The organism is Spongiactinospora gelatinilytica (assembly GCF_003236385.1).
In the GTDB taxonomy this organism is placed as follows: domain Bacteria; phylum Actinomycetota; class Actinomycetes; order Streptosporangiales; family Streptosporangiaceae; genus Spongiactinospora; species Spongiactinospora gelatinilytica.
In genome coordinates this window covers 1-21746 of record NZ_POUA01000038.1, presented here as the reverse complement: position 1 = coordinate 21746, position 21746 = coordinate 1, and the positions used below count along the sequence as shown (strand labels likewise).

At 72.7% G+C, this 21746-nt stretch carries 20 protein-coding genes; 6 read left to right on the top strand and 14 right to left on the bottom strand.

Annotated elements, in window-relative coordinates:
• Positions 1 to 82 precede the first annotated feature (82 nt).
• The 7 genes from C1I98_RS07800 to C1I98_RS07770 form a co-directional block, all read right to left on the bottom strand.
• On the bottom strand, positions 83 to 355 hold the full coding sequence (locus tag C1I98_RS07800) for a WD40 repeat domain-containing protein (RefSeq protein ID WP_111166398.1): 273 nt from the start codon (positions 353 to 355) through the stop codon (positions 83 to 85).
• 187 nt (positions 356 to 542) lie between these two features.
• Positions 543 to 1805 (bottom strand): hydroxymethylglutaryl-CoA lyase-like TIM-barrel protein, encoded by a 1263-nt coding sequence (locus C1I98_RS07795; protein ID WP_111166397.1) that lies wholly within the window; start codon positions 1803 to 1805, stop codon positions 543 to 545.
• Complete coding sequence (locus C1I98_RS07790; protein WP_111166396.1) at positions 1802 to 3157, bottom strand: transaminase; 1356 nt, start codon at positions 3155 to 3157, stop codon at positions 1802 to 1804. Before C1I98_RS07790 ends, C1I98_RS07795 begins: the two co-directional genes overlap by 4 nt.
• On the bottom strand, positions 3154 to 5373 hold the full coding sequence (locus C1I98_RS07785; RefSeq protein ID WP_111166395.1) for a N,N-dimethylformamidase beta subunit family domain-containing protein: 2220 nt from the start codon (positions 5371 to 5373) through the stop codon (positions 3154 to 3156). Before C1I98_RS07785 ends, C1I98_RS07790 begins: the two co-directional genes overlap by 4 nt.
• Positions 5370 to 6323, bottom strand: a complete 954-nt coding sequence (locus C1I98_RS07780) for an LLM class flavin-dependent oxidoreductase (protein ID WP_111166394.1) — start codon at positions 6321 to 6323, stop codon at positions 5370 to 5372. The genes C1I98_RS07785 and C1I98_RS07780 overlap by 4 nt, the downstream gene beginning before the upstream one ends.
• 22 nt (positions 6324 to 6345) lie before the next feature.
• Positions 6346 to 6657, bottom strand: a complete 312-nt coding sequence (locus C1I98_RS07775) for a RedY/HapK family protein (RefSeq protein ID WP_146607327.1) — start codon at positions 6655 to 6657, stop codon at positions 6346 to 6348.
• A 102-nt stretch (positions 6658 to 6759) separates the two neighbouring features.
• Positions 6760 to 7272 (bottom strand): GNAT family N-acetyltransferase, encoded by a 513-nt coding sequence (locus tag C1I98_RS07770; RefSeq protein ID WP_146607326.1) that lies wholly within the window; start codon positions 7270 to 7272, stop codon positions 6760 to 6762.
• An 88-nt stretch (positions 7273 to 7360) separates the two neighbouring features.
• On the opposite strand from C1I98_RS07770, the gene C1I98_RS07765 reads away from it, so the two are divergent.
• From C1I98_RS07765 to C1I98_RS07750, 4 genes are read left to right on the top strand one after another with little or no spacing between them, the layout of a single operon-like run.
• Positions 7361 to 8338, top strand: coding sequence for an ABC transporter permease (locus C1I98_RS07765; protein WP_111166391.1), 978 nt, complete (start codon positions 7361 to 7363; stop codon positions 8336 to 8338).
• Complete coding sequence (locus C1I98_RS07760; RefSeq protein WP_199536796.1) at positions 8335 to 9192, top strand: ABC transporter permease; 858 nt, start codon at positions 8335 to 8337, stop codon at positions 9190 to 9192. The genes C1I98_RS07765 and C1I98_RS07760 overlap by 4 nt, the downstream gene beginning before the upstream one ends.
• Positions 9189 to 11012 carry an ABC transporter ATP-binding protein gene (locus C1I98_RS07755; RefSeq protein ID WP_111166389.1) on the top strand — a complete coding sequence of 608 codons (1824 nt, stop codon included), beginning with the start codon at positions 9189 to 9191 and terminating at the stop codon, positions 11010 to 11012. The genes C1I98_RS07760 and C1I98_RS07755 overlap by 4 nt, the downstream gene beginning before the upstream one ends.
• Positions 11009 to 12658, top strand: coding sequence for an ABC transporter substrate-binding protein (locus C1I98_RS07750; RefSeq protein ID WP_146607325.1), 1650 nt, complete (start codon positions 11009 to 11011; stop codon positions 12656 to 12658). Before C1I98_RS07755 ends, C1I98_RS07750 begins: the two co-directional genes overlap by 4 nt.
• A gap of 49 nt (positions 12659 to 12707) precedes the next feature.
• Here C1I98_RS07750 and C1I98_RS07745 read toward each other — a convergent pair whose 3' ends face one another.
• Genes C1I98_RS07745 through C1I98_RS07720 form a run of 6 tightly spaced genes read right to left on the bottom strand, consistent with a single transcriptional unit; the run spans position 12708 to position 19586 of the window.
• Complete coding sequence (locus C1I98_RS07745) at positions 12708 to 13562, bottom strand: MBL fold metallo-hydrolase (protein WP_111166387.1); 855 nt, start codon at positions 13560 to 13562, stop codon at positions 12708 to 12710.
• Positions 13559 to 14170, bottom strand: a complete 612-nt coding sequence (locus C1I98_RS07740; RefSeq protein WP_111166386.1) for a DUF3159 domain-containing protein — start codon at positions 14168 to 14170, stop codon at positions 13559 to 13561. The genes C1I98_RS07745 and C1I98_RS07740 overlap by 4 nt, the downstream gene beginning before the upstream one ends.
• Positions 14163 to 15992, bottom strand: coding sequence for an acyl-CoA synthetase (locus tag C1I98_RS07735; RefSeq protein WP_111166385.1), 1830 nt, complete (start codon positions 15990 to 15992; stop codon positions 14163 to 14165). Before C1I98_RS07735 ends, C1I98_RS07740 begins: the two co-directional genes overlap by 8 nt.
• Positions 15989 to 17548 (bottom strand): bifunctional 3-(3-hydroxy-phenyl)propionate/3-hydroxycinnamic acid hydroxylase MhpA, encoded by a 1560-nt coding sequence (gene mhpA / locus C1I98_RS07730; protein ID WP_111166384.1) that lies wholly within the window; start codon positions 17546 to 17548, stop codon positions 15989 to 15991. The genes C1I98_RS07735 and mhpA overlap by 4 nt, the downstream gene beginning before the upstream one ends.
• Complete coding sequence (locus C1I98_RS07725; protein ID WP_111166383.1) at positions 17545 to 18474, bottom strand: fumarylacetoacetate hydrolase family protein; 930 nt, start codon at positions 18472 to 18474, stop codon at positions 17545 to 17547. Before C1I98_RS07725 ends, mhpA begins: the two co-directional genes overlap by 4 nt.
• Positions 18471 to 19586 (bottom strand): VOC family protein, encoded by a 1116-nt coding sequence (locus tag C1I98_RS07720; RefSeq protein WP_111166408.1) that lies wholly within the window; start codon positions 19584 to 19586, stop codon positions 18471 to 18473. Before C1I98_RS07720 ends, C1I98_RS07725 begins: the two co-directional genes overlap by 4 nt.
• An 85-nt stretch (positions 19587 to 19671) precedes the next feature.
• Here C1I98_RS07720 and C1I98_RS07715 point away from each other — a divergent pair, with 85 nt between their 5' ends.
• A complete protein-coding gene (locus tag C1I98_RS07715; protein WP_111166407.1) occupies positions 19672 to 20319 on the top strand; it encodes a TetR/AcrR family transcriptional regulator in 648 nt (215 codons plus the stop codon).
• A 388-nt stretch (positions 20320 to 20707) separates the two neighbouring features.
• On the opposite strand, the gene C1I98_RS42670 is transcribed toward C1I98_RS07715, so the two are convergent.
• Positions 20708 to 20887 carry a VOC family protein gene (locus tag C1I98_RS42670; RefSeq protein WP_199536795.1) on the bottom strand — a complete coding sequence of 60 codons (180 nt, stop codon included), beginning with the start codon at positions 20885 to 20887 and terminating at the stop codon, positions 20708 to 20710.
• A gap of 262 nt (positions 20888 to 21149) precedes the next feature.
• On the opposite strand from C1I98_RS42670, the gene C1I98_RS07700 reads away from it, so the two are divergent.
• Positions 21150 to 21746 (top strand): LysR family transcriptional regulator (locus C1I98_RS07700; protein ID WP_146607324.1); only part of this gene is annotated, 597 nt, incomplete at its 3' end.

The following is a 21746-nucleotide window of genomic DNA, read 5'->3' as shown; positions in this document are numbered from 1 at the left end:
CACTCTGGTGGCGGCAGGCGTCCCGCTACCAGCAACGAGAGGGCCGAATTCCGGTGATTTCCGGCCATTTCCGGGCACGGCGTCATGGGCACGGCGGCCGGTAGGGCACGCCGGGAAAGTAGGCGTGCCAGCGGGCCGTGCCGATCGGAGTCGTGACGACCCGGCACAGCCACGCCTCGGCGGCGTCCACACCCGGCCGGTCCGGCCACTGCTCCGGATATCCCCAGCGCCTGGCGACGTCGTCGTCACCGCCCGTCAGGATCGTACGGCCGTCCGGGCCGAAGGCCACGGACGTCACCCGGTCGGTGTGCGCCTCCAGGACGGCGATGGGGCGGTAGCGGCCGGGCCGGGACATGTCCCGCAGGCGGGCGGTGCCGTCTTCACCTGCCGTGGCGACGATGCGGCTTCGCCTGGCTGTTCGTCACCGGGTTCCTGGTCAACCACGCCGGGCACCTGCTCTCCAGCGGCGTCGCGGATCTGGTCCGGCTCGGGGTGCTGGTCGCCGCCGCGGCGGCCGGCTGGGTGTTCGGCGTACTACGCGCTCACTGACGCCGGAACGGCCTGGCCAGAGCCTTGATCTCGTCATCATGGAGCAGCCTGCCGAGGGCGCGCATCTCGCGTACGCACGCGTCCAGTATCTCCGGCACGTCCGCCGCCGCCACCTCGATCCCGAGGTCGCGCAGGACGCCGGCCAGCACCCGGGGGCCGCTCTGCTCGGTCAGCGGGACGCGGCGGCGGTTACCGAAAAGCTCCGGTTCGACGCAGTTGTGCAGCAGCGGGTCAACGTCGTGCTCGACGGCGATCCAGTCGCCGCCGCCCCAGTTGAAGGCGTCCACACCGGTGATCGGCTGGTGCCGGGCGACCGGGCGGCCGGTGAGCCGTTCGGCGGTCCTGGCCAGCTCGGTCATGCCCGCCAGACGCAGGCCGGTGCGCACGCCGTACAGGGCCTCGAAGGCCGCGGCGGTCGCCGCGAGGTCGGCGTTGCCGGGACCGCCGCAGTAGCCGTTCACCGACACCTCGACGGCGCTCGCGCCCACGCGCACGGCGGCGACCGCGCAGGCCACGCCGAGCCCGAAGGTGTTGTGCGGGTGGACCGCGACGTCCGGCCCGGCGGCGACGGTGGCGCGTACCAGGTCGGCCAGCGCCTCCGGCCCGGCCGCGCCCGGCCCGTCGAACAGGTCGATCTCGTCGGCCCCGGCCGCGACCAGGGCGGACGCCGTCTCGGCCAGCACCCGCGGCGTCAGGTAGGACACCATCATCATCGCGCCGGCCACCCGCAGGCCGAGCGCGTGCGCGCGTTCGATGACCGCCGTGGACCGCTCGACCACGGTACGCCGGGTGACCTCCTCCGGTGTACCCAGCGACGAATCGTAGATCAGCGACGCCGGGCCGAACCCCGGCACCGCGATCTGCACGGCGTCGTACCCGTACTCCAGCGCCCGCTCCGCCGCCGCCACGCTCCCGACGAACGGGCAGATCGTGACGCAGCCGGGGTTCTCCGCCCTGATGGTCGCCAGGTCGCCGCGGATCTGGTCAGGGTCACGGCCGAGCCCGCCGGTGACGATCTCCGGCACCCCGGAACCGGCCAGCAGCGCCACGAACGCGGCCCGGTCCGCATCCGCCACCGGAACGTCCGACAGCGAGCCGAGCGCGCGCAATGTGGTGTCGCGCAACCTCACGGCCTCGGGCATGGCTCCGGCCACTCCGGGGTCGCGGTTGCCGGGCGCGACCGACCAGCGGCCCGGCTCGTACGCCCCCGGCACCCGGGAGCCGTCGATGTCCGCGCGCAGCCGCTCCACGGTCACGCCCCGGCCAGCTCGGCGATCACCTCGGCGAACAGCTCGCCGTGCCGTACCACGTCGGCCTCCTCGGTCAGCGGCGAGAACAGCGCCGCCCCGCTCATGCCGTTCAGCACGATCCCCCGGTTGGCCAGGAACAGCCACAGCGCCGTGCGCAGCGACCCGCCCGGCTTGGGGTAGAGCGACCCGGCGTTGCGCGGCGGCTCCGGCATGAAGGCGTAGGAGACCCGGGCCCCGAGGCGGCCCACGTGCCAGGGCAGCCCGTGCCGCTCGATGACCTCGGCCACGTCGCGCGCGTAGCGTTCGGCGAGCCGGTTCATGTGCGCGTACGACGCGTCCGTCATGACCTCGCCGAGCACCGCCCGCATGGCCCGTACGGCGAGGGCCCCGCCCGCGAGCGTGCTGCCGAGCCCGCCGTCGCCGTGCTCGGTGTACCGCGCCGCGACCGCGGCGACCTCCTCCGACATGCCGTAGACGCCCGCCGGAATCCCACCGGCCACGAACTTGCCCATCGCGATGAGGTCCGGTTCGAGTCCCAGTTCCCGGACGCACCCGCCGGGCCCGGCCGGGATCGTCTGGGTCTCGTCGAACAGCAGCAGCGTGCCCGCCTCGCGGGTGAGCGAGCGCAGCGCCGCGTGGAACCCGGGCTCGGGCCTGATCACCGCGCCGCCGTTGGTCATCACCGGTTCGGCGAGCACCGCCGCGATGTCACCGCCGGCAAGCGCCCGCTCCAGCGCGGGCACGTCGTTGAACTCCACGACCTCGGTCGTCCGCCGCACGTCGATGCCGCCCATGTCCACCCCGGGCTCCGGGGCGACGCCGCCGCCGGTCAGCACCACGTACGTCGACTCCAGCGCCCCGTGGTAGGCCCGGTTGAACACCAGGATCTTCTCCCGCCCGGTGGCCACCCGCGCCAGCACCAGCGCGAACCGGTTGGCGTCCGTGCCCGACACCGCGAACTGCCAGTACGGCAGCCCGAACCGGCGGCTCAGCTCCTCGGTCACCCACACGTGGTCCTCGCCCGGCCACATGGTGACCGTGCCCCGGCCGAGCTGGTCGCGCAGCGCCTCCACCACGGCGGGGTGGGTGTGCCCCCACAGCGCCGCCGTGGCGGCGAGCCCGAAGTCGGTGTAGACGTGCCCGTCGGTGTCGTGCAGCCGGACGCCCTCGGCGCGCTCGACCACCAGCGGCACCGGCGGCGGGAACTGCCTGACCCAGTGGTGCGGCGTGCCGTGTACCTGCGAGGCGCGGGCCCGCTCGTGCAGGGCCGCCGCCTTCGGCCGGCCCTCGATCCAGGCCGCGCGCTCGCGTTCCAGCAGGCGGACCAGGCGGCCGTCGTCGATTCCGGGGGTCGTCATCGCTGCTCCTGCGGGCGGTCGAAGGGGGCGGGGTCGAGGAAGCGGCGCAGCACGTTGCCGGTGACCTTGGCGACCGGGTTGGCGTACTTCTCAAGGCCCAGCGCGGTACACCAGGCGATCGAGCCGGTGCTGAACACCGCTCCCCCGAAGGGATACTCGAGAAGCACCATGTCGGCGCGGACCCGTGGCTCCACGCCGGCGCTCTGCCGGGAGTTCGCGGTCAGCACCTCCTCGATGGCGTGCTGGAAGTTGTCGGGGAAGCCGTCGGCGACCGCCAGCACCAGCGTGTGCGGCGGCGTGCCGAGCGCCGGGTCGGCCCGGTCGATCTCCATGCCCGCCGCGCCGTGCCCGACCAGCGCGTCCGCGTCGATCGGCCCGTCCACCCCGGCCAGGGCGAAGGCGGCGCGCTCGTCGCGGGAGCCGGGGGCGGCGTGGTACGGCCGGCCGTGCCCGCGCCCGCCCTGGGAGGTGAACCCGACGCCGACGTGCCGCTGCGGGGCCCGGCCCCGGTGCCGCCACAGGCCGCCGGCCTCGCCGGTGGTGCTCAGGTGGGTCTCCCCCGGGGGGACCTCCCACCCTCTCGTGCCGGTGTGGCCGCGCCGGATCTCGATGACGTGCGGCTGGTCCGGCGCCACGCCGGTCACCCAGTAGAACCCGTTCCCGCCGAGGTACATCATCCGGCCGCCCGCCGCGAGGTACGACTCGTGCGCGTCGAGCATGGCCCCGGTGTAGTACTCAGGGTGCGACCCGGTGAGCACCACATCGTATTCGGACAAAGCGGCCACGCCCTCGGTGTGCAGGTCGTCGTCGCAGACCACGTCGTAGCCGATGCCCTCGTGCTCCAGCCAGTCGATCAGGCACAGGTCGGCGCTGAGGTTCCACAGCCCGAACGGCCCGGAGTAGTCGGGGGTGAGCGTGGTGAGCGGGCGCAGCCGCGAGGCGTAGTAGCAGCCGCTGCCGTCCCGGTGCAGGTCGTACAGGCTGCACAGCTTGTGCTCGGCGGCCCACACGTGCTGCGGCGTCACCGGGTAGTCCAGGCCCTCGGGGCCGACCTTCTCGATGCTGCTGTGCGAGCCCGCGTACGCGAGGTAGGTGAAGGTCGGGATGAGGACGGCGACCCGCTCGGTGCTGGAACCGCGGGCGGGGCGTACGAAGAACGGCACGCGCAGTTCGTCCTCGCCCGCGCGCAGCCGGAAGGCGTAGACGCCGCTGCGCAGCGCGGCGGGCAGGCGCAGCACGACCGAGGCGTCCCAGCCCGCGTCGGTCAGGTCGTCGTCGTGGAAGTGCAGGGCGTCGTACTCGCCGGGGGCGAGCCGGAAGTCGATCTCGCCGCCGGTCCAGTTCGCGCCGGGCACGCCGCGCGAGGGAGTGTTGACGGTCTCGGCGTGCAGCGCGTGCGGGCCGTCGTCGGGCACCCGGGTGCCGTGCGGGCTCTGCCCCGGCCGCCAGCGGACCAGCTCCGGCAGCCCGAACCGGTCCGGGTCGGCCGTGGCCAGGGCCTCCGGCGTGGCCGCGCCCGCGTACAGGGCGGGGCGGTCGATCCGGCCGTTGAAGTGGGCCGCGGCCCGGTCGTCGAACTGCGACTCGGCCGACCCGCCGCCGCGCCAGGCCGCCACCAGCGGCTCCACGCCTGCGGCATCGTACTCCACCGGCCCTTCGCGGCGGGCCGACGCGCGCCAGGACCCGACCGGCCACTCCGGCGTCGGGACCTGGGTCAGGGTGACGCCGTCCGGGCCGAACGCGGCGGCGACGAACGTCCACCGGCCCACCGGGATCGGCCGGTCGGTCACCGCGACCGGCGCGTCACCGGGACCGGCCCAGACCGCCAGGTGATCGTCGCCGGTCAGGCCGAGCGCCCAGCCGCGCCGCTCGCCGAGGTCCCTGCGGGCCACGATCGCGCGCGGCTCGCCGTTCGCGGGCAGGGTGGGCATGATCCAGGCGGTGACGGTGAACGCGTCCACGTCCAGCGCCGCGTGCGCGGGCGCACGCAGGTACGAACCGGACGCCAGCGGCTGGACGCGGCCCTTACGGGCGCCGATCGGCAGGTCCACGACCTCCTGGCGGACGCCCGGCCCGCGAGCGTCGTCCACGCCGTGTACCAGACGCAGCAGTTCGACCTGGTAGTCGGCGGTGGCGCTGACCATGAGCCGGATCTCCTCGCCCGCCGCGACGCTGAGCCGGTCGACGTAGCCCAGGAGCACGGGGTCGGCGCTCATCCGCGCCGCGCCTTGGCGAAGGACGCGACCACCTCGGCGAGGGCCGCCGCCTGCTCCATCCGGTCGTACATGGGGTAGAGGATCAGTTCGCGCACCCCCACGTCGGTGAGTTCGGTCAGCCGCTCGGCGCAGTGCTCCGGCGGGCCGAAAATCGCGACCCGGTCGGCCATGCCGTCCGCGTCGTACACCGGGTTGCCGCCGAACGACCGCTGGAACACCGGCACCAGCTTCTCCCGCGCCCGCTCCACGGTGTCCTCCACCGCGATGTAGACGCTCTTGGAGATCGTGAAACCGGCGGGGTCGCGGCCCTGCTCGTCCATGGCCCGCCGGATGATCGCGAGCTGGTCCATGAAGTCGGCGGTGGCGGCGGGGGCGGCCCCGGTCCACCCGTCGGCGATCCGTACCGCCCGGCGCAGCGCCTGCTCGGCCCGCGCCCCGATCCAGATCGGCGGCCCCGGCCGTTGCACCGGCTTGGGCTGGGAGCGGATGCCGGTGAAGGAGTACAGCTCGCCGTCGTAGCCGGCCTCCTCCTGGCTCCACAGCGCGCGCATCACGCCGATGCCCTCCACCATGCGCCGGACGGGCCGGTCCATCGGGATGCCGAGGGCGGTGAGGGCCTCGCGGTGGTAGGCGTTGCCGACGCCGAGCCCGACGATGAGCCGGCCGCGGGAGAGCTGGTCGATGGTGGCCAGCTCGCGGGCGGCGACGGCGGGGTTGCGCCGGCCGGAGTACAGCACGCCGATGCCCAGGCGCAGCCGTTCGGTGACCGCCGCCAGGTAGGACAGCACGTGCAGGCCGTCCAGGGAGTAGTTGGCGGCGTTCACCGTGTCCTGCGTCCACAGGCCGGTGAACCCGAGCCGTTCGGCCTGCTGGGCGAACGGCACAAGAAGGTCCGGGTCGTTCGGCGCGCCCAGGGAGAATCCGACGTCGTCGCCCGGTGTCGAGGTCATGCCCACGCCCTCCCCGGCCCGGCTAGAGGATCTCGCGACCGTAGATCGCGATGGAGGAGTCGCGCTCGGCGTACTTCCTGAAGCCCTCCACGACCGCTTCCATGGCCGGCTGCTTCAGCACCTCTTCCCAGGCGTCCCAGGAGTCGGCCTCGATGTCCTCGACCACGTCCCAGGGGGACTCCTTGCCGCGGGCGCCGTCCAGCAGGAAGACGCGGAAGCTCTGCACGCCCTTCTGCTTGCTGGTGATCGCCTGGTCGACGGTCTTGGACCATTCGATGTACTCCTCGGGCGACACTCCGGGCTTCAGCTTGTAGAGGACGTAGATCTTCTGCACGTCGGAACTCCGATCACTGTGGGAACCGGTCGCGGTGACGATCCGTGACACACGGCGTCACACGGGAGCGGATTCGAGTATGTGAGCCGCGTGTTGTTGATGTCAACACCTGGCCTCGTCCCGCAGGAGCCTCCGCTCCAGCAGTACGGCCGTCCATCGCTCGTCCAGCTTATGCCGTCCGACCTCGTTGAAGCCGAGGTCCACGTAGTACTGACGCAGGCGGGGGTTGTTCGCCACGCAGTCCAGGCGGACCATGCCGGCTCCCTTCTCCCTGGCCCGGTCCGCCACCCAGGCGAGTATCCGGGCCCCCACGCCGGCCCCCGCGAACGTGCGGTCGGTCATCAGCCCGTGTACGTACGCGGCGAACGCGTCCCGCTCCCGCCACACCCGCGGATCGGACCACAGCAGCCGGAACGCCCCGGCCAGCCGGCCGTCGGGCGCCCTCGCCACGTACCATTCATGAGTGGCTATCTGTGCCTCTACCTGCGTAGACGTCAGCAGTCCCGGCGGCCACTGCCAAATGCCCTGCCTGGCCAGCCATTCCTCCGCCGCCCTGCGCATGCCGACGATCCCGGGCGCGTCCCCCGCCGCCGCCCGTTCGATCTCCATCTCCATGCTGCCGAACCGTATCCGCAAAGGTGTTGACAGTAACAACAGAGAGGGCCATTCTCCTGAACTACCGGGTGGCAGGAGGTGACCAGACTTGGACGGACGCTTCTCGGGCTCCCGACGGCTATGGCTAGTACGCAGACTGCTGCTGGGCGCCGCCGTCGTGCTGCTGGTATCGGTGCTGGTGTTCGCCGCGACGCAGGTTCTGCCCGGCGACCCCGCGCGCGCGGTACTAGGGCACGACGCGACACCTGAAAGCGTGGCCGCCCTACGCGCCGAACTCGGCCTGGACCGGCCGCTCATCTCGCAGTACCTGGCCTGGCTGGGCCACATCGTGACCGGCGATCTCGGCCAGTCGCTGGTGACGCGGGAGCCGGTGGCCGCGCTGATCGGCGACCGCACGATCAACTCGGCCGTACTGGTCGTGATCTCCGCCGCCATCGTCGTGCCGCTGTCGGTGTTCGTCGGCGCGCTGGCCGGGCGGCGCAGGGACCGGAAGTTCGACAAGGCGATGCTCGTCGTCACGCTCGGGCTCACCGCGCTGCCCGAGGCCATCATCGCCCTGCTGCTCGTCATCCTCTTCTCCACCTCGGTGCTGCGGTTGCTCCCTGGGACCGTTCTACTAGGTCCGGGTCAGAACCCGCTCGGGCAGCCCGCCCAACTCGTGCTGCCGGTGGCCGCGCTGGTGCTCGGCGTCCTGCCGTACCTGTCCCGGCTGGTGCGCGGTTCGGTGATCGACGTGTACGAGTCGGAGTACGTGCGGATCGCCCGGCTGAAGGGCGTCCCCGAGCGGGTGGTGCTGCGCAGGCACGTACTGAGCAACGCACTCGTCCCGGCGATCCAGGGCACCGCGCTCGCGCTGGCGTACCTGACCGGCGGCGTCGTGGTCGTGGAGCAGGTCTTCAACTATCCGGGGCTCGGCACCACACTGGTGGACGCCGTGAACAACCGGGACTTCCCGGTCATCCAGATGGTGTGCCTGGTGTTCGCGGCCTGTTACGTGATCTTCAACCTTCTCGGAGACGTGTTGACGGTGTACGTCACGCCCCGCCTCAGAACGGCCGGCCAGTGAACACGGCACTGCTACACCGCTGTCTGCGCGAACCCCGGATGCGCATCGGGCTGGTGCTGACCGGGCTGATCCTGCTGATCATCGCGATCGGGCCGCTGCTCGCGCCGCACTCGCACAGCGCCATCGTGGGCGCGCCGTACCAACCTCCGTCGTCCCTCGCCATGCTCGGCACCGACTACCTCGGCGAGGACGTGCTGTCGCGGGTGCTCGAAGGCGGGCGCAGCATCGTGTGGGTCTCGTTCGTCGGCACGCTGCTCGGCGTCGGCGTCGGCTCGGCGATCGGCATGACCGCCGCCTACAGCGGCGGCGTGGTGGACGAGGTCCTGATGCGGGCCATGGACGTGCTGCGCGCCTTCCCCCCGATGGTGCTGATCCTGCTGCTGGTCTCGATGGCCCAGGCCGAACTGGCGCTGATGCCGCTGATCGTGGCCATCGCCTGGGTGCCGCAGGTCGCGCGGGTCGCGTACGGCGCGGCCAAGGAGGTCGTCGCCCGCGAGTTCGTCGAGTCGGCGGAGACCCTCGGCGCCTCCCGGCTGCGGATCGTACGCCGCGAGGTGCTGCCCAACGTGATGACCCCGCTGATGGTCGAGTTCGGGCTCCGGCTGACCTGGTCCATCGGCATCGTGACCACGATGAGCTTCCTGGGCGTCGGACTCCAGCCGCCCGCCGCCGACTGGGGCCTGATGATCCGGGAGAACTACCAGGGCCTCGCGCTGCAACCGTGGGGCGTCGTGGTCCCCGCGCTGTGCGTCGCGGCCTTCACGTTCGGCACCAACCTGATGGCCGAGGGCTTCGCGCGTACCGTGGCACGGGTCTCACCGGCCGCCGAGACGCCCAAGGAGGTGACCGTGTGACCGCCGTAACGGTGAAGGGCCTGCGCGTCGATCTGGACGGGCGCGGCGTGGACGTCGTGGACCTCGTCGATTTCGAGATCGCCGCGGGCGAGGTGCTGGGGCTGGTCGGCGAGTCCGGCTCGGGCAAGACGACGGCCGGGGTGACGCTGCTCGGCGACGCCCGGCGGGGCGCGACCATCGCCGGCGGCAGCATCGTCCTTGGCGGCCAGGAGGTCGTCGGGCTGGGCCAGGGGCAGCTCGCCAAGCTGCGCGGCAGTTCGGTCGCGTACGTGCCGCAGGACCCGGCCATGGCGCTGAACCCCGCGCTGCGGCTGCGCCGCCAGTTGGACGAGCTGTTCGAGTTCCATCGGCCGGACATGCCCGAACCCGACCGGGACGCGCGGATCAAGGCCACCATGCGCGAGGTCGGCCTGGACGACAGTGACGCGTTCCTGGCCCGCTTCCCGCACCAGCTCTCCGGCGGCCAGCAGCAGCGGGTGACGCTGGCCCTGGCGTTCCTGCTGCGGCCCCGGGTGATCGTGCTGGACGAGCCGACCACCGGCCTCGACGTCACCACCCAGGCGCGGGTGCTCGCCACCGTGCGCGACCTGTGCGCCTCCCACCAGGTCGCCGCGCTCTACGTCACGCACGACATGGCGGTGGTCGCCGGGCTCGCGCACCGGGTCATGGTCATGTACGCCGGGCGGATCGTCGAGGCCGGCCCGAGTTCCCGGATCTTCGGCGAGCCCGTCCACCCCTACACCCGGGCCCTGATCGCGGCGGTCCCCCAGGTCTCCGAACGCCGCGAGCTGACCGCGATCCCCGGCGACACCCCGATGCCCGGCCGGCGGCCGGGCGGCTGCGCGTTCCACCCCCGCTGCAAGCACGCCGACCCCGCCTGCGCCACCACCGTCCCCGAGCCCGTCGAGGTCGTCCCCGGCCACATCGTCCGCTGCCTGCACGCCACCCGGTTCGCGGCCGAGCCCGCCCAGCCGGCTCCGGCCCTGACGGCCGGCCGCACCGGGGAGCGCGGCGAGGTCCTGCTGGAGGTCACCGGCGTGGACGCGTTCCACGGGCGCAAGCAGGTGCTGCACGACGTGTCGCTGACCCTGGCCAAGGGCGAGTGCCTGGCGCTGGTGGGCGAGTCCGGGTCCGGCAAGACCACGCTCGCCCGCTGCGTGATCGGGCTGCACCGCAACCACACCGGCACGATGACCTTCCAGGGCGCGCCGCTGGCGACACGCGCGCGGGACCGCTCGCGCGAGTCGCGCCGCGCGATCCAGTACATCTTCCAGAGCCCCTACAACTCGCTGAACCCGCGCCGCTCGATCGGCGAGACGCTGCGCGAGCCGCTGAAGGTGCTGTTCGGCATGTCCGCCGCCAAGGCGGCGGCAGAGGTCGCCGAGGTGCTGGAACGCGTCTCGCTCTCGCCAGCCGCGGCCGCGTCCTACCCCGACCAGCTCTCCGGCGGCGAACGGCAGCGCGTGGCCATCGCGCGGGCGCTGGTCTGCCGCCCAGAGGTGCTGATCTGTGACGAGATCACCTCGGCGCTGGACGTCTCGGTACAGGCGTCGATCGTGCGGCTGCTGCGCCGGTTGCAGGACGAGGAAGGGCTCGCCCTGCTGTTCGTGACGCACAACCTCGGACTCGTCCGCGCCGTGGCGGACCACGTCGTCGCCATGCGCGCCGGGCGGATCGTCGAGGGCGGGCCCGTCGATGACGTGCTCGACCGTCCTGGCGATCAGTTCACCAGGGATCTCATCGCGGCGACGCCCGAACTGTCGGCCGTGCCTACCGGTGATCCGTCCCGACTCCCCCTGTCACTGGAGGACCCCACATGACCCAACGAATGAACCAGGGGCCGAGCCGGCGCGGGTTCCTGAGCACGGCCGCGGCGCTCGGCATGTCCGCCGCGGCGATGGAACTGCTCGCCGCCTGCGGGAGCGGCGGCGGCGCGCAGCCCGCCGCCACCGGCGCGGGCGCGGCGGGCAAGCCGACGCGTGGCGGGCGGCTCACCGTGGCCACCGGCGGCGCGAAGGGCTCCGACACCCTCGACCCCGTACTGCTGAACAGCGCGCCGGTGAGCTTCATGGCCAGGGTCCTGTACGACCAGCTCGCCGACTTCAGCAACGACCTCCAGTACCGGCTGGCGATGGCCGAGCTGATCGAGCCGAACAAGGCCGGTGACGAGTGGACCATCCGCGTCAAGGACGGCATCGAGTTCCACAACGGCAAGACGCTCGACGCCGAGGACGTCATCTTCACCTTCAAGCGGACCTTCACCCAGGCGGGGTCGGTCACGCTCGGCAAGTTCAAGCCGTACGTGGACCTGGATGAGATCAAGAAGGTGGACAAGCGGACGATCCGGATGAAGCTCCTCCGGCCGAACTCCACCTTCAACTACGCGCTGGCCAGCCCGCACAAGATCGTCCCGGTGGACTTCGACCCGAGGAACCCGGTCGGCACCGGGCCGTTCAAGTACAAGAGCTTCACCGCGAACCGGCAGTGGGTGTGCGAGCGGTTCGCCAACTACTGGAACGCCGACGGCGAGTCCGAGCCCAGCGACTCGGCGGCCCCGGCCGGGCTGGGCGCCAAGCCGTACCTGGACGAACTGGTCGTCAACGTCATCAACGACGACTCCGCCCGGACCAACGCGCTGGTCACCGGCCAGGTGGACGCCATCAACATGGTGCAGTTCGCGCAAATCCCGCTGATCGGCCAGCACCAGCAGCTCAAGCTGCTGGAGTCGGAGACCGGCGCGTGGACCGGCATCTACATGAACATGGAAGAGCCGCCCTTCGACGACGTGCGGGTCCGGCAGGCGCTGCGCCTGGCCATCGACCGGGAGCAGGCGCTCAGCTCCTGCGTGTCCGGCCACGGCCGGGTCGCCTACGACCTGCCCGAGCCGTACGCCCCCGGCTACCCGACCGAGCTGACCCGCAAGCGCGACATCGAGAAGGCCAAGGCCCTGCTCAAGGAGGCCGGCAAGGAGAACATCACGGTCGAGCTGGTGGCCGGCCCGGTCTCCGCCGAGGCCGTGTCGATGGCGACCGTCCTGGCCAACAACGCGGCCGAGATCGGCATCACCATCAAGGTCCGCCAGGTGGACACCGCCACGCTGTTCGGACCGCAGTTCCACAGCTGGCCGTTCTCGGTGGACAAGTGGCCCGCGCAGGGCAACTACCTGACCCTGCTCGCCCTCACCGACCTGAGCGAGAGCACCACCCTCACCCACATGCCCAAGGCCGACCTGGACGCCCTGCGCGACCTGCACGACAAGGCGCTGTCCACGGTGGACGAGGCCAAGCGGGCCGAACTGACCCGGCAGATGTACCAGATCCAGTTCGACCGCGGCGGCTGGATCATCCCCTTCTTCGCCAACGTCGTCAACGCCCACCACGCCAAGGTCGCGGGCTGGCCCAAGCAGGACGCCTCCGGCCGCTCCTTCGGCAACGCCCACTTCGAACAGCTCTACCTGAACGGCTGAGTTTTCAGGGCGAGGGGCCGCGGGGCCCCTCGCCCGCCGCGCCCGGCGATCAGCCGATGGTCGCCGTCATCAGGTCGCGCCCCACGGAAAGGGTGCCCGCGTAGCCGCCCAGGCGCACGTCCTGCTCGAACGCGCCCTCCCCGGCCTCGTCGTCCGGAGCCGGGATCAGGTGCGTGAGCATCAGGTGCCCGACCCCGGCGCGCATGGCCAGGCCGCCGAGCGCGACCGTGTCGGCGTGGTAGGCGAAGATCTTCTCGAACGGGGTCCCGGCGACGGCGGCGCGCAGCGCCGTGGTCCGGCACGCTTCGTGGACCAGCACGTCCGCGTTTCGGCTGAGCATCTCCACCTCGTCGCACACGCGGGTGTCGCCCGAGATCACTACCGTGCCGTCGGGGGTGCGGACCCGGTAGGCGACCGCGTCCGGGACCGGCTCGTGGTGGACGGCGACCGCCTCCACCGTGACCCCGTCCCGAGACCAGATCTCCCGGGGCTCGGACGCGCAGGCGAACGCGTGCGGCCGCAGCTCGGGCGGCGCCTCCTGGACGTGCTCCATGCGCAGCGCGATGTCGGCCGCGTACGGGTCCAGCATCCGCGCGGCGAACTCGGCGGCGGCCCCCGCCGGGAGGTGGAGGTCGAGTGGTCCGGTCTGCCACACGTGGTCCTGAATCCAGCGCCCCAGCACCACGTCCGGCAGCCCGATCACGTGGTCGCTGTGCGCGTGGGTGACGAAAAGCGCGGTCAGCTCGTGCAGGCCGACGCCCGCCTCGGTCAGGCGCAGCACGGTGCCGCGCCCCGCGTCGAACTGCAACATGGTTTCTCCGTACCGGACCAGGACGCCCGCGCCCGCGCGGCCCGGAGACGGGATCGGCACACCGGTGCCGGTCAGGGTGACGGTGGTGGTCATCGGCAGGCTCCTTCGCGAACACAGGGACGAGCGGTCATCCGGCGGTAGACCGCCCACATCAGGCCCACCAGCAGCACATGGGCCGGCACCTCGACCAGCAGCTTGAAGGCCCCCATGGCGAGGGCCCGGCCGTCGAGGTAGAGCCGCGCCTGGTTGGCCAGGAGTGCGCCTTCGGCCACGACCCAGATGAGGTTCGCGACCGTGTAGGCCCGCAGCCGGGGCGGGCAGCGCCGGAAGGCGAGCCCCCGCCCGGTGAGCACTCCGGCGGCCAGGCCGACCGGCGGGAGCCGCAGCAGCAGCATGACGGGTGTCGCCGCGACGACCGCGGCGCGCAGGGCGAGCACCGGCACGAAGTAGTTCGCGGCCTCGCCGGACAGGACGGTCCAGGCCGCGGCCCCGGCGGTCAGCGCGAACCCGCCCACCGCCGGCCACACGCTGCGCGCCCCGCGGACCCGGCGGACCGCCACGAGCGCGGCCACGCACAGGCCGGTCGCCAGCGCCGCCGGCAGGCGGGCGGTCGTCGCGTACACCAGCGTGAACCCCAGCACCGGGACCGCCGTCTCGGCGATGTGCAGCCCGGCGCGGCGCAGTGCGGCGAGGTCACTCATGCGCGCCGCGCAGCGTGTGGGTGAAGGTGTGCCGGCGCAGTTCGGGGACCAGGGAGGCGGCGTCGCCGGTCACGGTGATGTCGGCGTGCGGAACGCCGTCGCGGGTGACGGTCTCGACCGTTCCGCCGATGCCGGCCCTGCCGAGCAGCGCCAGCACGACCCGTCGTACGGCGTCCTCGCGCAGGGCGGGCTTGAAGACCTTGCCGACGGCGGTGACCGGCAGCGACTCGACGACGTACACGGCCTTCGGCGCGGCGGCCGGCTCCGGCGCCCGCCCGGCGGCCCAGGCCAGCAGGTCCTCCACCGCCGTGGCGGCACCGGGCGTGAGCGTCACGTAGGCGACCGGGACCTCCCCGGCGTGGGCGTCCGGCCGTCCCACCACTGCGGCGGCCGTGACATCGGGATGGGCGAGCAGCGCCTCCTCCACGGGCTCCGGGCTGATGTTGTGCCCCCCTCTGATGATGAGGTCCTTGGCCCGCCCGGCGAGGTGGACGTAACCGTCGGCGTCCACGTGACCGAGGTCGCCGGTGAGCAGCCACCCGTCGAAGACGATGCCCGTGGGGTCGGGGGCCGCGCCGTGCGGGCCGGGGCGCAGGTAGCCGGGAAAGACATTGGGGCCCTCGATGGCCAGCACGCCCGGCTCGCCGGGCTCGCAGTCGGCCACCGGGCGGCCGGCGTCGTCCACCTTGACGGCTTTGACCCGCTGGTAGGCCAGCCGCAGGCCCACCGACCCGGCCCGCCGGCCGAACACGGGCATGACGGATGTGGCGCACGTTCCCTCGGTGAGCCCGTACCCCTCCACCAGGGGGACCTTCGCCGTCGACTCGAACGCCTCGCGCACGCCGCGCGGGAGCGGCGCGGCCCCCACCACGCCCGCGCGCAGGGACGACGGGACCGCGTCCTCCGGCACCGGGGGCAGCGCCTGGTAGACGGTCGGCACCGCGGAGAACGAGGTGACCTGGTAGTGGTCCACGATCCGCCAGAAGTCGGGCATCAGCTCCGGGTCCCGGAAGCCGAGCGGCCCCAGGCTCACCACGGGCGTGCCGTGCATCGTCGGCGCGAGGCCGGTGACGTGCAGGGCGTTGACGTGGAACAGCGGCAGGCCGCCGAGGACCACCGCCCCTTCCAGGAAGGCGCCCGTGCAGCCCATCGCCCAGGCCGTGTAGACCTCGTTGAGGTGGGTGTGCGGCGCGATCCGGGGCACTCCCGTGGTGCCGCCGGTGTGAAAGTACGCCGCCACGTCCTCGGGGCCCGGCCGGTATCCGAACGTCAGGGCGTCGGCGGGCTGTTCGGCCGCCCGTGCCTCGAAATCGCCGCCGAGGGCGAGCAGGGCGCGTACCCGGGGCAGCCGCTCGGTGAGGCGCACCGCCTTCTCCCAGACAGCGGGGGCGAGCTCCGGACCGGCGGCGACCAGGATCTCCGCACCGGCGAGTTCCAGCAGGCCGGCCAGGTGATCTTCGCCCAGCAGCGGGTTGACCGGCGCGGCGACCCCGATCGCCTGCGCGCCCAGCAGCGCGGCGTACGCGCCGCCCGTGTTGGGGGCCAGCAGGCCGACCACGCCACCGGGACGCAGGCCGAAGGCGTGGTAGAGGTTCGCGGCCCGGTGGACGTGGCCGAGCAGGTCGGCGAAGGTCCAGGTGCGGGGCAGCCGCCAGGAGCCGCCGCCCTCGGCGATCAGGTGCAGCGCGGGGGAGCCGCCATAGGCCGCCGCCGACCTCACCAGCAGCTCGTACGTGCTGGCGGGCAGGTCGCGCGCCGCCAGCGGCACGGCCTCCACGGCGGCCAGGTCCTCGGGCACCAAGACCAAAGGTCTGTCGATCATGCGGTGACGTTCCTCTCGGCTGTGATCGGGGTGGTGGGCGACGGCGGCAGCAGCGGGAGCCAGGCGGCGGCGTCCCGGCCGATTGGGACGGTGCCCGTGGCGAGCGGGGCGGCGGCCAGGACGACCCGGTCGGGGCGCAGCAGTACGGCCGAGGCCCTGCCGCCGAGCAGCCAGCGGGCCAGGGTGCCGTCATCGATGGGGGTGGCGACGAGGTCGAAGACCCGGGCGCGCAGGCGGCGCGCGAGGGCGGCCGTCAGAGGGTCGAGCGGGGAGAGGGTGAGGACGGCGAACGAGCCGCCGAGCACGTCGTCCAGGCGGCGGTGCCGGCCGTCCACCGTCACCCAGGGTTGCGGGGGCAGCGTCCCGGCCAGATCGCCCCAGGGGCGGCGGGGCCGGACGAGCGGTCCGCGGCGCAGCCGGGGCGACCCGCCGGGTGTCGCGGCGGGCAGGCGTCCGGCCGGGGAGAGCAGCAGGCGGGCCACCCGTGCCGGTCCGGCCATGACGCGGCCGACCGCGACCGCCGTTCTGATCATGTGGGTGACGTGCGGCGCCCGTTCGGCCCGGTAGGTGTCCAGCAGCCGCTCGTGGGCGCCTTCCGCCAGGACGAGCGCAAGCTTCCACGCCAGATTCGCCGCGTCCCGCAGTCCCGCGCCCAGGCCCTGGCCGATGAACGGCGGCGTCAGGTGCGCGGCGTCACCGAGCAGGAAGACCCGCCCCCGTCGCCACCGGTCCGCCACCTGGGCACGGAAGGTGTAGATCGCCTGCCGCAGTACGTGCAGTTCGTCCTCGGGCACGCCGCGCGTCCAGGGGGAGATCAGCCGTAGCAGCGTCGCGCGGTCCGCGGCCTCCCGTTGGCCCGCCCGGACCTCCCATCGGTAACGCTCGGGGCCGATCCGCATGAACGTGGCCGGACGCCGCGGGTCGCACACCTGGTGAACGCCGTCCCAGACGTCGAGGGGCTTGGCACAGCGCACGTCCGCCACGAGCCAGCGCTCGGCGAATCCGAGGTCGCGCATCCGCGCGCCCACATGGCGGCGGGTGCGGCTGTTGGCACCATCGCACCCGAGCAGCGCGTGCGCGCGCACCTCCTCCTGCCGCCCGCTGGCCACGTCGCGCAGCCGTACCCGGACCGGGCCGCGTCCGTCCTGCTCGATGCCCACGACCTCGGTGCCGGGGCGCAACTCGGCCTCCGGGCGGCGGGCGAGGCCGGCGCGCAGCAGCGCCTCGAGATCGGGCTGGTCGAACATGTTCGCCTGCGGCCAGCCGGAGCGTCCCGCGCCGTCGTCGCGGCGGAACTCGGCGATCGTGCGCAGCTCGCCGTCCAGCAACCGCATGCCGGGCGACGGGTGGCTGATCGCGGCGAAGTCCTCGGCCACGCCGACCGCCTGGAGAATCCGCATCACCTCGTCGTCCAGGTGGACCGCGCGGGGCAGCGGGTAGACATCCGGGTGCGGGTCCACCACCAGGCTGCGCACGCCGTACCCGGCCAGCAGGGCGGCCGCGGTCACCCCGGTCGGCCCGGCCCCCGCCACGAGCACGGGGATCACGGAGGTCACGCGTACTCCACCGGCGTCTGCTGGCAGCCCAGGTCGATGGTGCCGTCGCCGGTCGCGATGCGCGCGGTCACGACGTCGCCGTGCCGCAGGTAGGCCGGGACGCGGGCCTGCCGGGCGAAGAAGATCCGCCACTTCAGCGCGGGCGGGAGCAGTGAGCCGAGCAGTTCCACCGGCTTCGGCGGAGCCTTCAGCGCGGTCCCGCCGGGCGTTCCGGTCAGTAGCACGTCGCCGGGCGCCATCTCCTGGAAGCGGGCCAGCGCCGTCAGCGCCGCCGCGGGCCTGGTGATCATGTCCGCCACGGTGCGGTCCTGCCGCAGCACCTGGTTGACCGACAGGCGCAGCCGCAGATCCACCAGCCGCGCGAACTCCTCCGGCTCCGGCAGCACGAGCCGCGGCCCGAGCGGCGTGAACGTCGGATAGGACTTGCTCTCGTAGAACTGCGACTTCGACAGTTGCACATCCCTGGCCGACACGTCGTCGGCGATCACCAGCCCCGCCACGTACGCAGGCAGGTCGGCATCGGTCACGGTCGCGCCGATCGGCAGGGGCGCGCCCAGGACCAGCCCCAGTTCGATCTCGTGGTCCAGCAGCCGTACGTGCGGCGGCTTCACGACCCGGTCGTACGGCCCGCACACCGACCCGGACGCCTTGCGGAAGAACGTGATCGGCACGCCGTCCGGATTCAGGCCCGAATCCTTGGCATGGGAGCGGTAGTTCACCATCTGGCACACCACCCGGCACGGCGTCGTCACCGGCGACAGCAGCGCCAGATCCGCCACCGGCACCCCGTCCGGAGCCGGGTGGGCCAGCGCCTCCCGGTCGGCCAGCAGTTCGGCGGTGGTCCGCGCGGCCGTGTCCACGGCGTGGGCCAGTCCGTCCCGCTCCACCCACCAGCGACCCTCGGTTCGCAGCACGCCGACGCTCATGCTCTCATCGCCTTCATCAGTCCCAGCAGGCGCGGGACGTCGATCTCGTTGTCCTCGCGCAGCGCCGTCACGACGCTGCGCAGCAGGGCCGGGGACGGATCGGTGCCGAGGAAGTCGCGGGTGACCGGTGGGCCCCACTGCGCCAGGCCCGAGGCCGACATGGGCGCCCAGCCCGGCTCCACCGTGCAGTCGAACAGATCGCCGTCCGCGAAGTGCTCCATCATCAACCGGTCGGGGTCGCGCCAGTAGTCGAAGATCTGGCTGCCCTGGACGTGCCTGCCGATCCCCCAGACGCGCCGGTGGCCCCGCGACGCCAGGTATCGCCCACCCGCCGCCACCGCGTCCATGTCGGCCACCTGGTACGCCGAGTGGACATAGCCCGCCCCCGGACCCAGGTGCAGGGCCAGCGTGTGGTGGTCGGCCGGCTCCGCGCCCCGGTCGCATCTGATGAACGCCATGGTCGGGCCGCGGTCGCGCTGGTCGTCAAGGAACAGGAAGTCGCTGACGATCATGCCGAGCGTGTCCAGGTACCAGTCGAGCGTCCGCTCGAACCACCGGGTCTCCAGCACGACGTGCCCGAGCCGCCGCACCCGGGCGGGTTCGGGCGCGGGCCGCTGCGCGGTGTTGATCCGCATCGGCCGGGGGCCGACGTTCATCGTCAGGACCGGCTGCTCGGGCAGGGCGGGCCACTCGGCCGCGCCGTGGACCACCCGTACCGGGATGCCGCTGGGGTCGCGCAGGCTCACCACCCGGCCCCCGCCCGGATCGGCCGACTCACGCACCGTCGCGCCGCACGCGCGGGCGAGCCGCGTCAGGTCTTCGGCCGCCGCCGCCTGGAAGACCGGGCCCACGAAGCGCGACGCGGGACCGCGCCGGATGACCACGCACTGCGGCCCGGGCAGGGTGCCGCGCAGGTAGAGGGCGTCCGGCGTCCGGGCCGCCACGGCGAAGCCGAAGTCGGCGGCGAACGACTCGGCTCGCCGCAGGCCGGTCTTCTCGAACTCCAGCCAGGCCAGGTCCCTGACCTTGATCACCGGATCGCGTGCCCTGCCGGGCCGCTCGCCCCGCAGCGGCCCCCGATCGCTGTGCAGATTCGCGTGCGCGCTCTCCATCACCACCACCTGATAAAGTCATCATTATTGATGAAACTATCAGTGGTGGGGGTTCGGATTGTCAAGCGCTATGCTCTGCCGCGTGATGGGGGAAGCATCGAAGGCCGCGTCCCGGCTGGAGCGCCGCAAGACCCGCACCCGCCAGGCGCTGATCGACGCCACCCGCGCCTTCCTGGCCCGGCGGGGCATCGCCGAGGTCAGCATCCAGGAGCTGACCGACGCGGCCGACGTGGGATTCGGCTCGTTCTACAACCACTTCAGGAGCAAGGACGACCTGTTCCAGGCGGCCATCACCGACGTGCTCGAAGAGCTCGGGCAACTACTCGACGAGCTGACCGCCGGCATCGAGGACCCGGCGGAGGTCTTCGCCGCCTCGGTCCGGCTCACCGGGCGAATGGTCGACACCCACCCGCAGATCGCCCGCATCCTCACCCACACCGGCCTGCCGTACCTGGACTCCGACAAGGGCCTGGCGCCCCGGGCGCTGCGCGACATCCGCCACGCCATGGCCGCCGGGCGCTTCCGGCCCGGCAACCCGTACGTGGCGCTGGCCGGAGCCGGCGGCTCGCTGCTCGGGTTCCTCCAGCTCTGGCTCGAACACCCCGACCTGGTGGACGAGCACTCGGCGGACGAACTGGCCGAGAATCTGCTGCGCATGTACGGCATGAGCCATGAGGAGGCGCACGCCGTCGCCAGGCGCCCGTTGCCCGGCGGCACCCGATCGGCAGAATGAAAACCGTACGCTGACCTCGGGGCTCAGGCCCCGGGCCCGCCCCTTCCCGGCCTTCCGGGCGAGGGGCCGCGCGGCCCCTCGCCCGTCCACTTGTCGGCGACCCCCTCTCGCGGCGCTGCATCCGCGCCACGGCCTGCTCCGACAGCAGGCGGGTGCCGTCCGGCGCGACGCCGCCGTCCAGGTGGAACTTCGCCAGCCGGACGATGTCGGCGACGGTCGCGCACAGGTAGCCCCCGTTGGGCGTCTGGGCACGGGTGAGCGGGTTCCACGACGGGGCCACCTCGGGCGGCGCTCCCGCCGGGCCGACGTGGCTCATCGCGACGCGGAACCGCAGCGCCTCCTCCGGGAGCGTCACCGCGTGCGTGAGGCCGAGCGGGTCCAGTCGGGGTCAGGCGTCGGAGGGCGGCACCCATTCGGTGAGCCGCACGACGATGCCGTTCGGGTCGGTCAGCTCGAAGGACCGCTCGCACCAGGGCTCGGTGCGCAGCGGCGCGGTGATGGCGGCCCCCTCGGCGCGCAGCCGCTCGTACTCCGCGGCGACGCCCGTCACGGCGAAGACCACCACCACGCCGCTCGCCCGAGCCGCCCCGCAGGTGCAGGATGACGTCGGTGGCGGCGTCCGAGCGGGTCAGGCAGGCGAAACCGACGGCCGTGACCGATTCGTGGAAGCCGAGGTGGGAGACGAAGAAGGTGCAGGAGGCCGCCACGTCATCGACGTTCAGCGACACCGCGGAAGCGATGACGTTCACAGGGGAGGCGTGGCCGCATGGTTCATGGGCGGGCAACGACGAACTTCGTGCCATGTCATAACCGCTCGCTGATCTACGCAGATGGAGCTGCGCGACATCGAGATCTTCCTGACGCTGGCCGAGGAGCTGCACTTCGGCCGGACGGCGGAACGTCTGCACATGACGCAGGCCAGGGTCAGCCAGGCGATCAAGAAGCAGGAGCACCGCATCGGCGCGGCCCTGTTCGAGCGCATCAACCGCGCCGTCGCGCTCACCCCCGTCGGCAAGCAGCTCTACGCCGACATCCTGCCCATGTACCGCGGCCTGCACGAGGGCCTGGAACGTGCGAGGCAGACCGCCCGCGGCACGTCCGGCGTGCTCCGGCTCGGCCTCATCCCCTCCAACTTCGACGACTACCGGCCGCTGATCGACGCCTTCACCGCCGCGCACCCCGGCACCGAAGTACAGCTCCGGCACACCCACTTCGGCGACCCGTTCGGCAGCCTGCGCAGCGGGGAGACCGACATCGCCGTCATCCGTCGACGAGGTCAGCGCGGAACTGCTCCGCGAGTTCACCTCCAACACCGGTGCCCTGGTCTCCGGCCGCCGCCTGTTCGACATCGCCGACGGCTGGGGCGACAGCCACCCGGTAGGCGCCCCCGTCGTCGTGGTCACCCACCAGCCACCCCAGGACCTGTC

Coding starts and splice junctions, on each gene's coding strand:
- C1I98_RS07800 (WP_111166398.1), bottom strand. CDS start 355: ATGTCCCGGCCCGGCCGCTACCGCCCCATCGCCGTCCTGGAGGCGCAC.
- C1I98_RS07790 (WP_111166396.1), bottom strand. CDS start 3,157: ATGACGACCCCCGGAATCGACGACGGCCGCCTGGTCCGCCTGCTGGAA.
- C1I98_RS07785 (WP_111166395.1), bottom strand. CDS start 5,373: ATGAGCGCCGACCCCGTGCTCCTGGGCTACGTCGACCGGCTCAGCGTC.
- C1I98_RS07780 (WP_111166394.1), bottom strand. CDS start 6,323: ATGACCTCGACACCGGGCGACGACGTCGGATTCTCCCTGGGCGCGCCG.
- C1I98_RS07770 (WP_146607326.1), bottom strand. CDS start 7,272: ATGGAGATGGAGATCGAACGGGCGGCGGCGGGGGACGCGCCCGGGATC.
- C1I98_RS07750 (WP_146607325.1), top strand. CDS start 11,009: ATGACCCAACGAATGAACCAGGGGCCGAGCCGGCGCGGGTTCCTGAGC.
- C1I98_RS07745 (WP_111166387.1), bottom strand. CDS start 13,562: ATGACCACCACCGTCACCCTGACCGGCACCGGTGTGCCGATCCCGTCT.
- C1I98_RS07740 (WP_111166386.1), bottom strand. CDS start 14,170: ATGAGTGACCTCGCCGCACTGCGCCGCGCCGGGCTGCACATCGCCGAG.
- C1I98_RS07735 (WP_111166385.1), bottom strand. CDS start 15,992: ATGATCGACAGACCTTTGGTCTTGGTGCCCGAGGACCTGGCCGCCGTG.
- C1I98_RS07725 (WP_111166383.1), bottom strand. CDS start 18,474: ATGAGCGTCGGCGTGCTGCGAACCGAGGGTCGCTGGTGGGTGGAGCGG.
- C1I98_RS07720 (WP_111166408.1), bottom strand. CDS start 19,586: ATGGAGAGCGCGCACGCGAATCTGCACAGCGATCGGGGGCCGCTGCGG.
- C1I98_RS07715 (WP_111166407.1), top strand. CDS start 19,672: ATGGGGGAAGCATCGAAGGCCGCGTCCCGGCTGGAGCGCCGCAAGACC.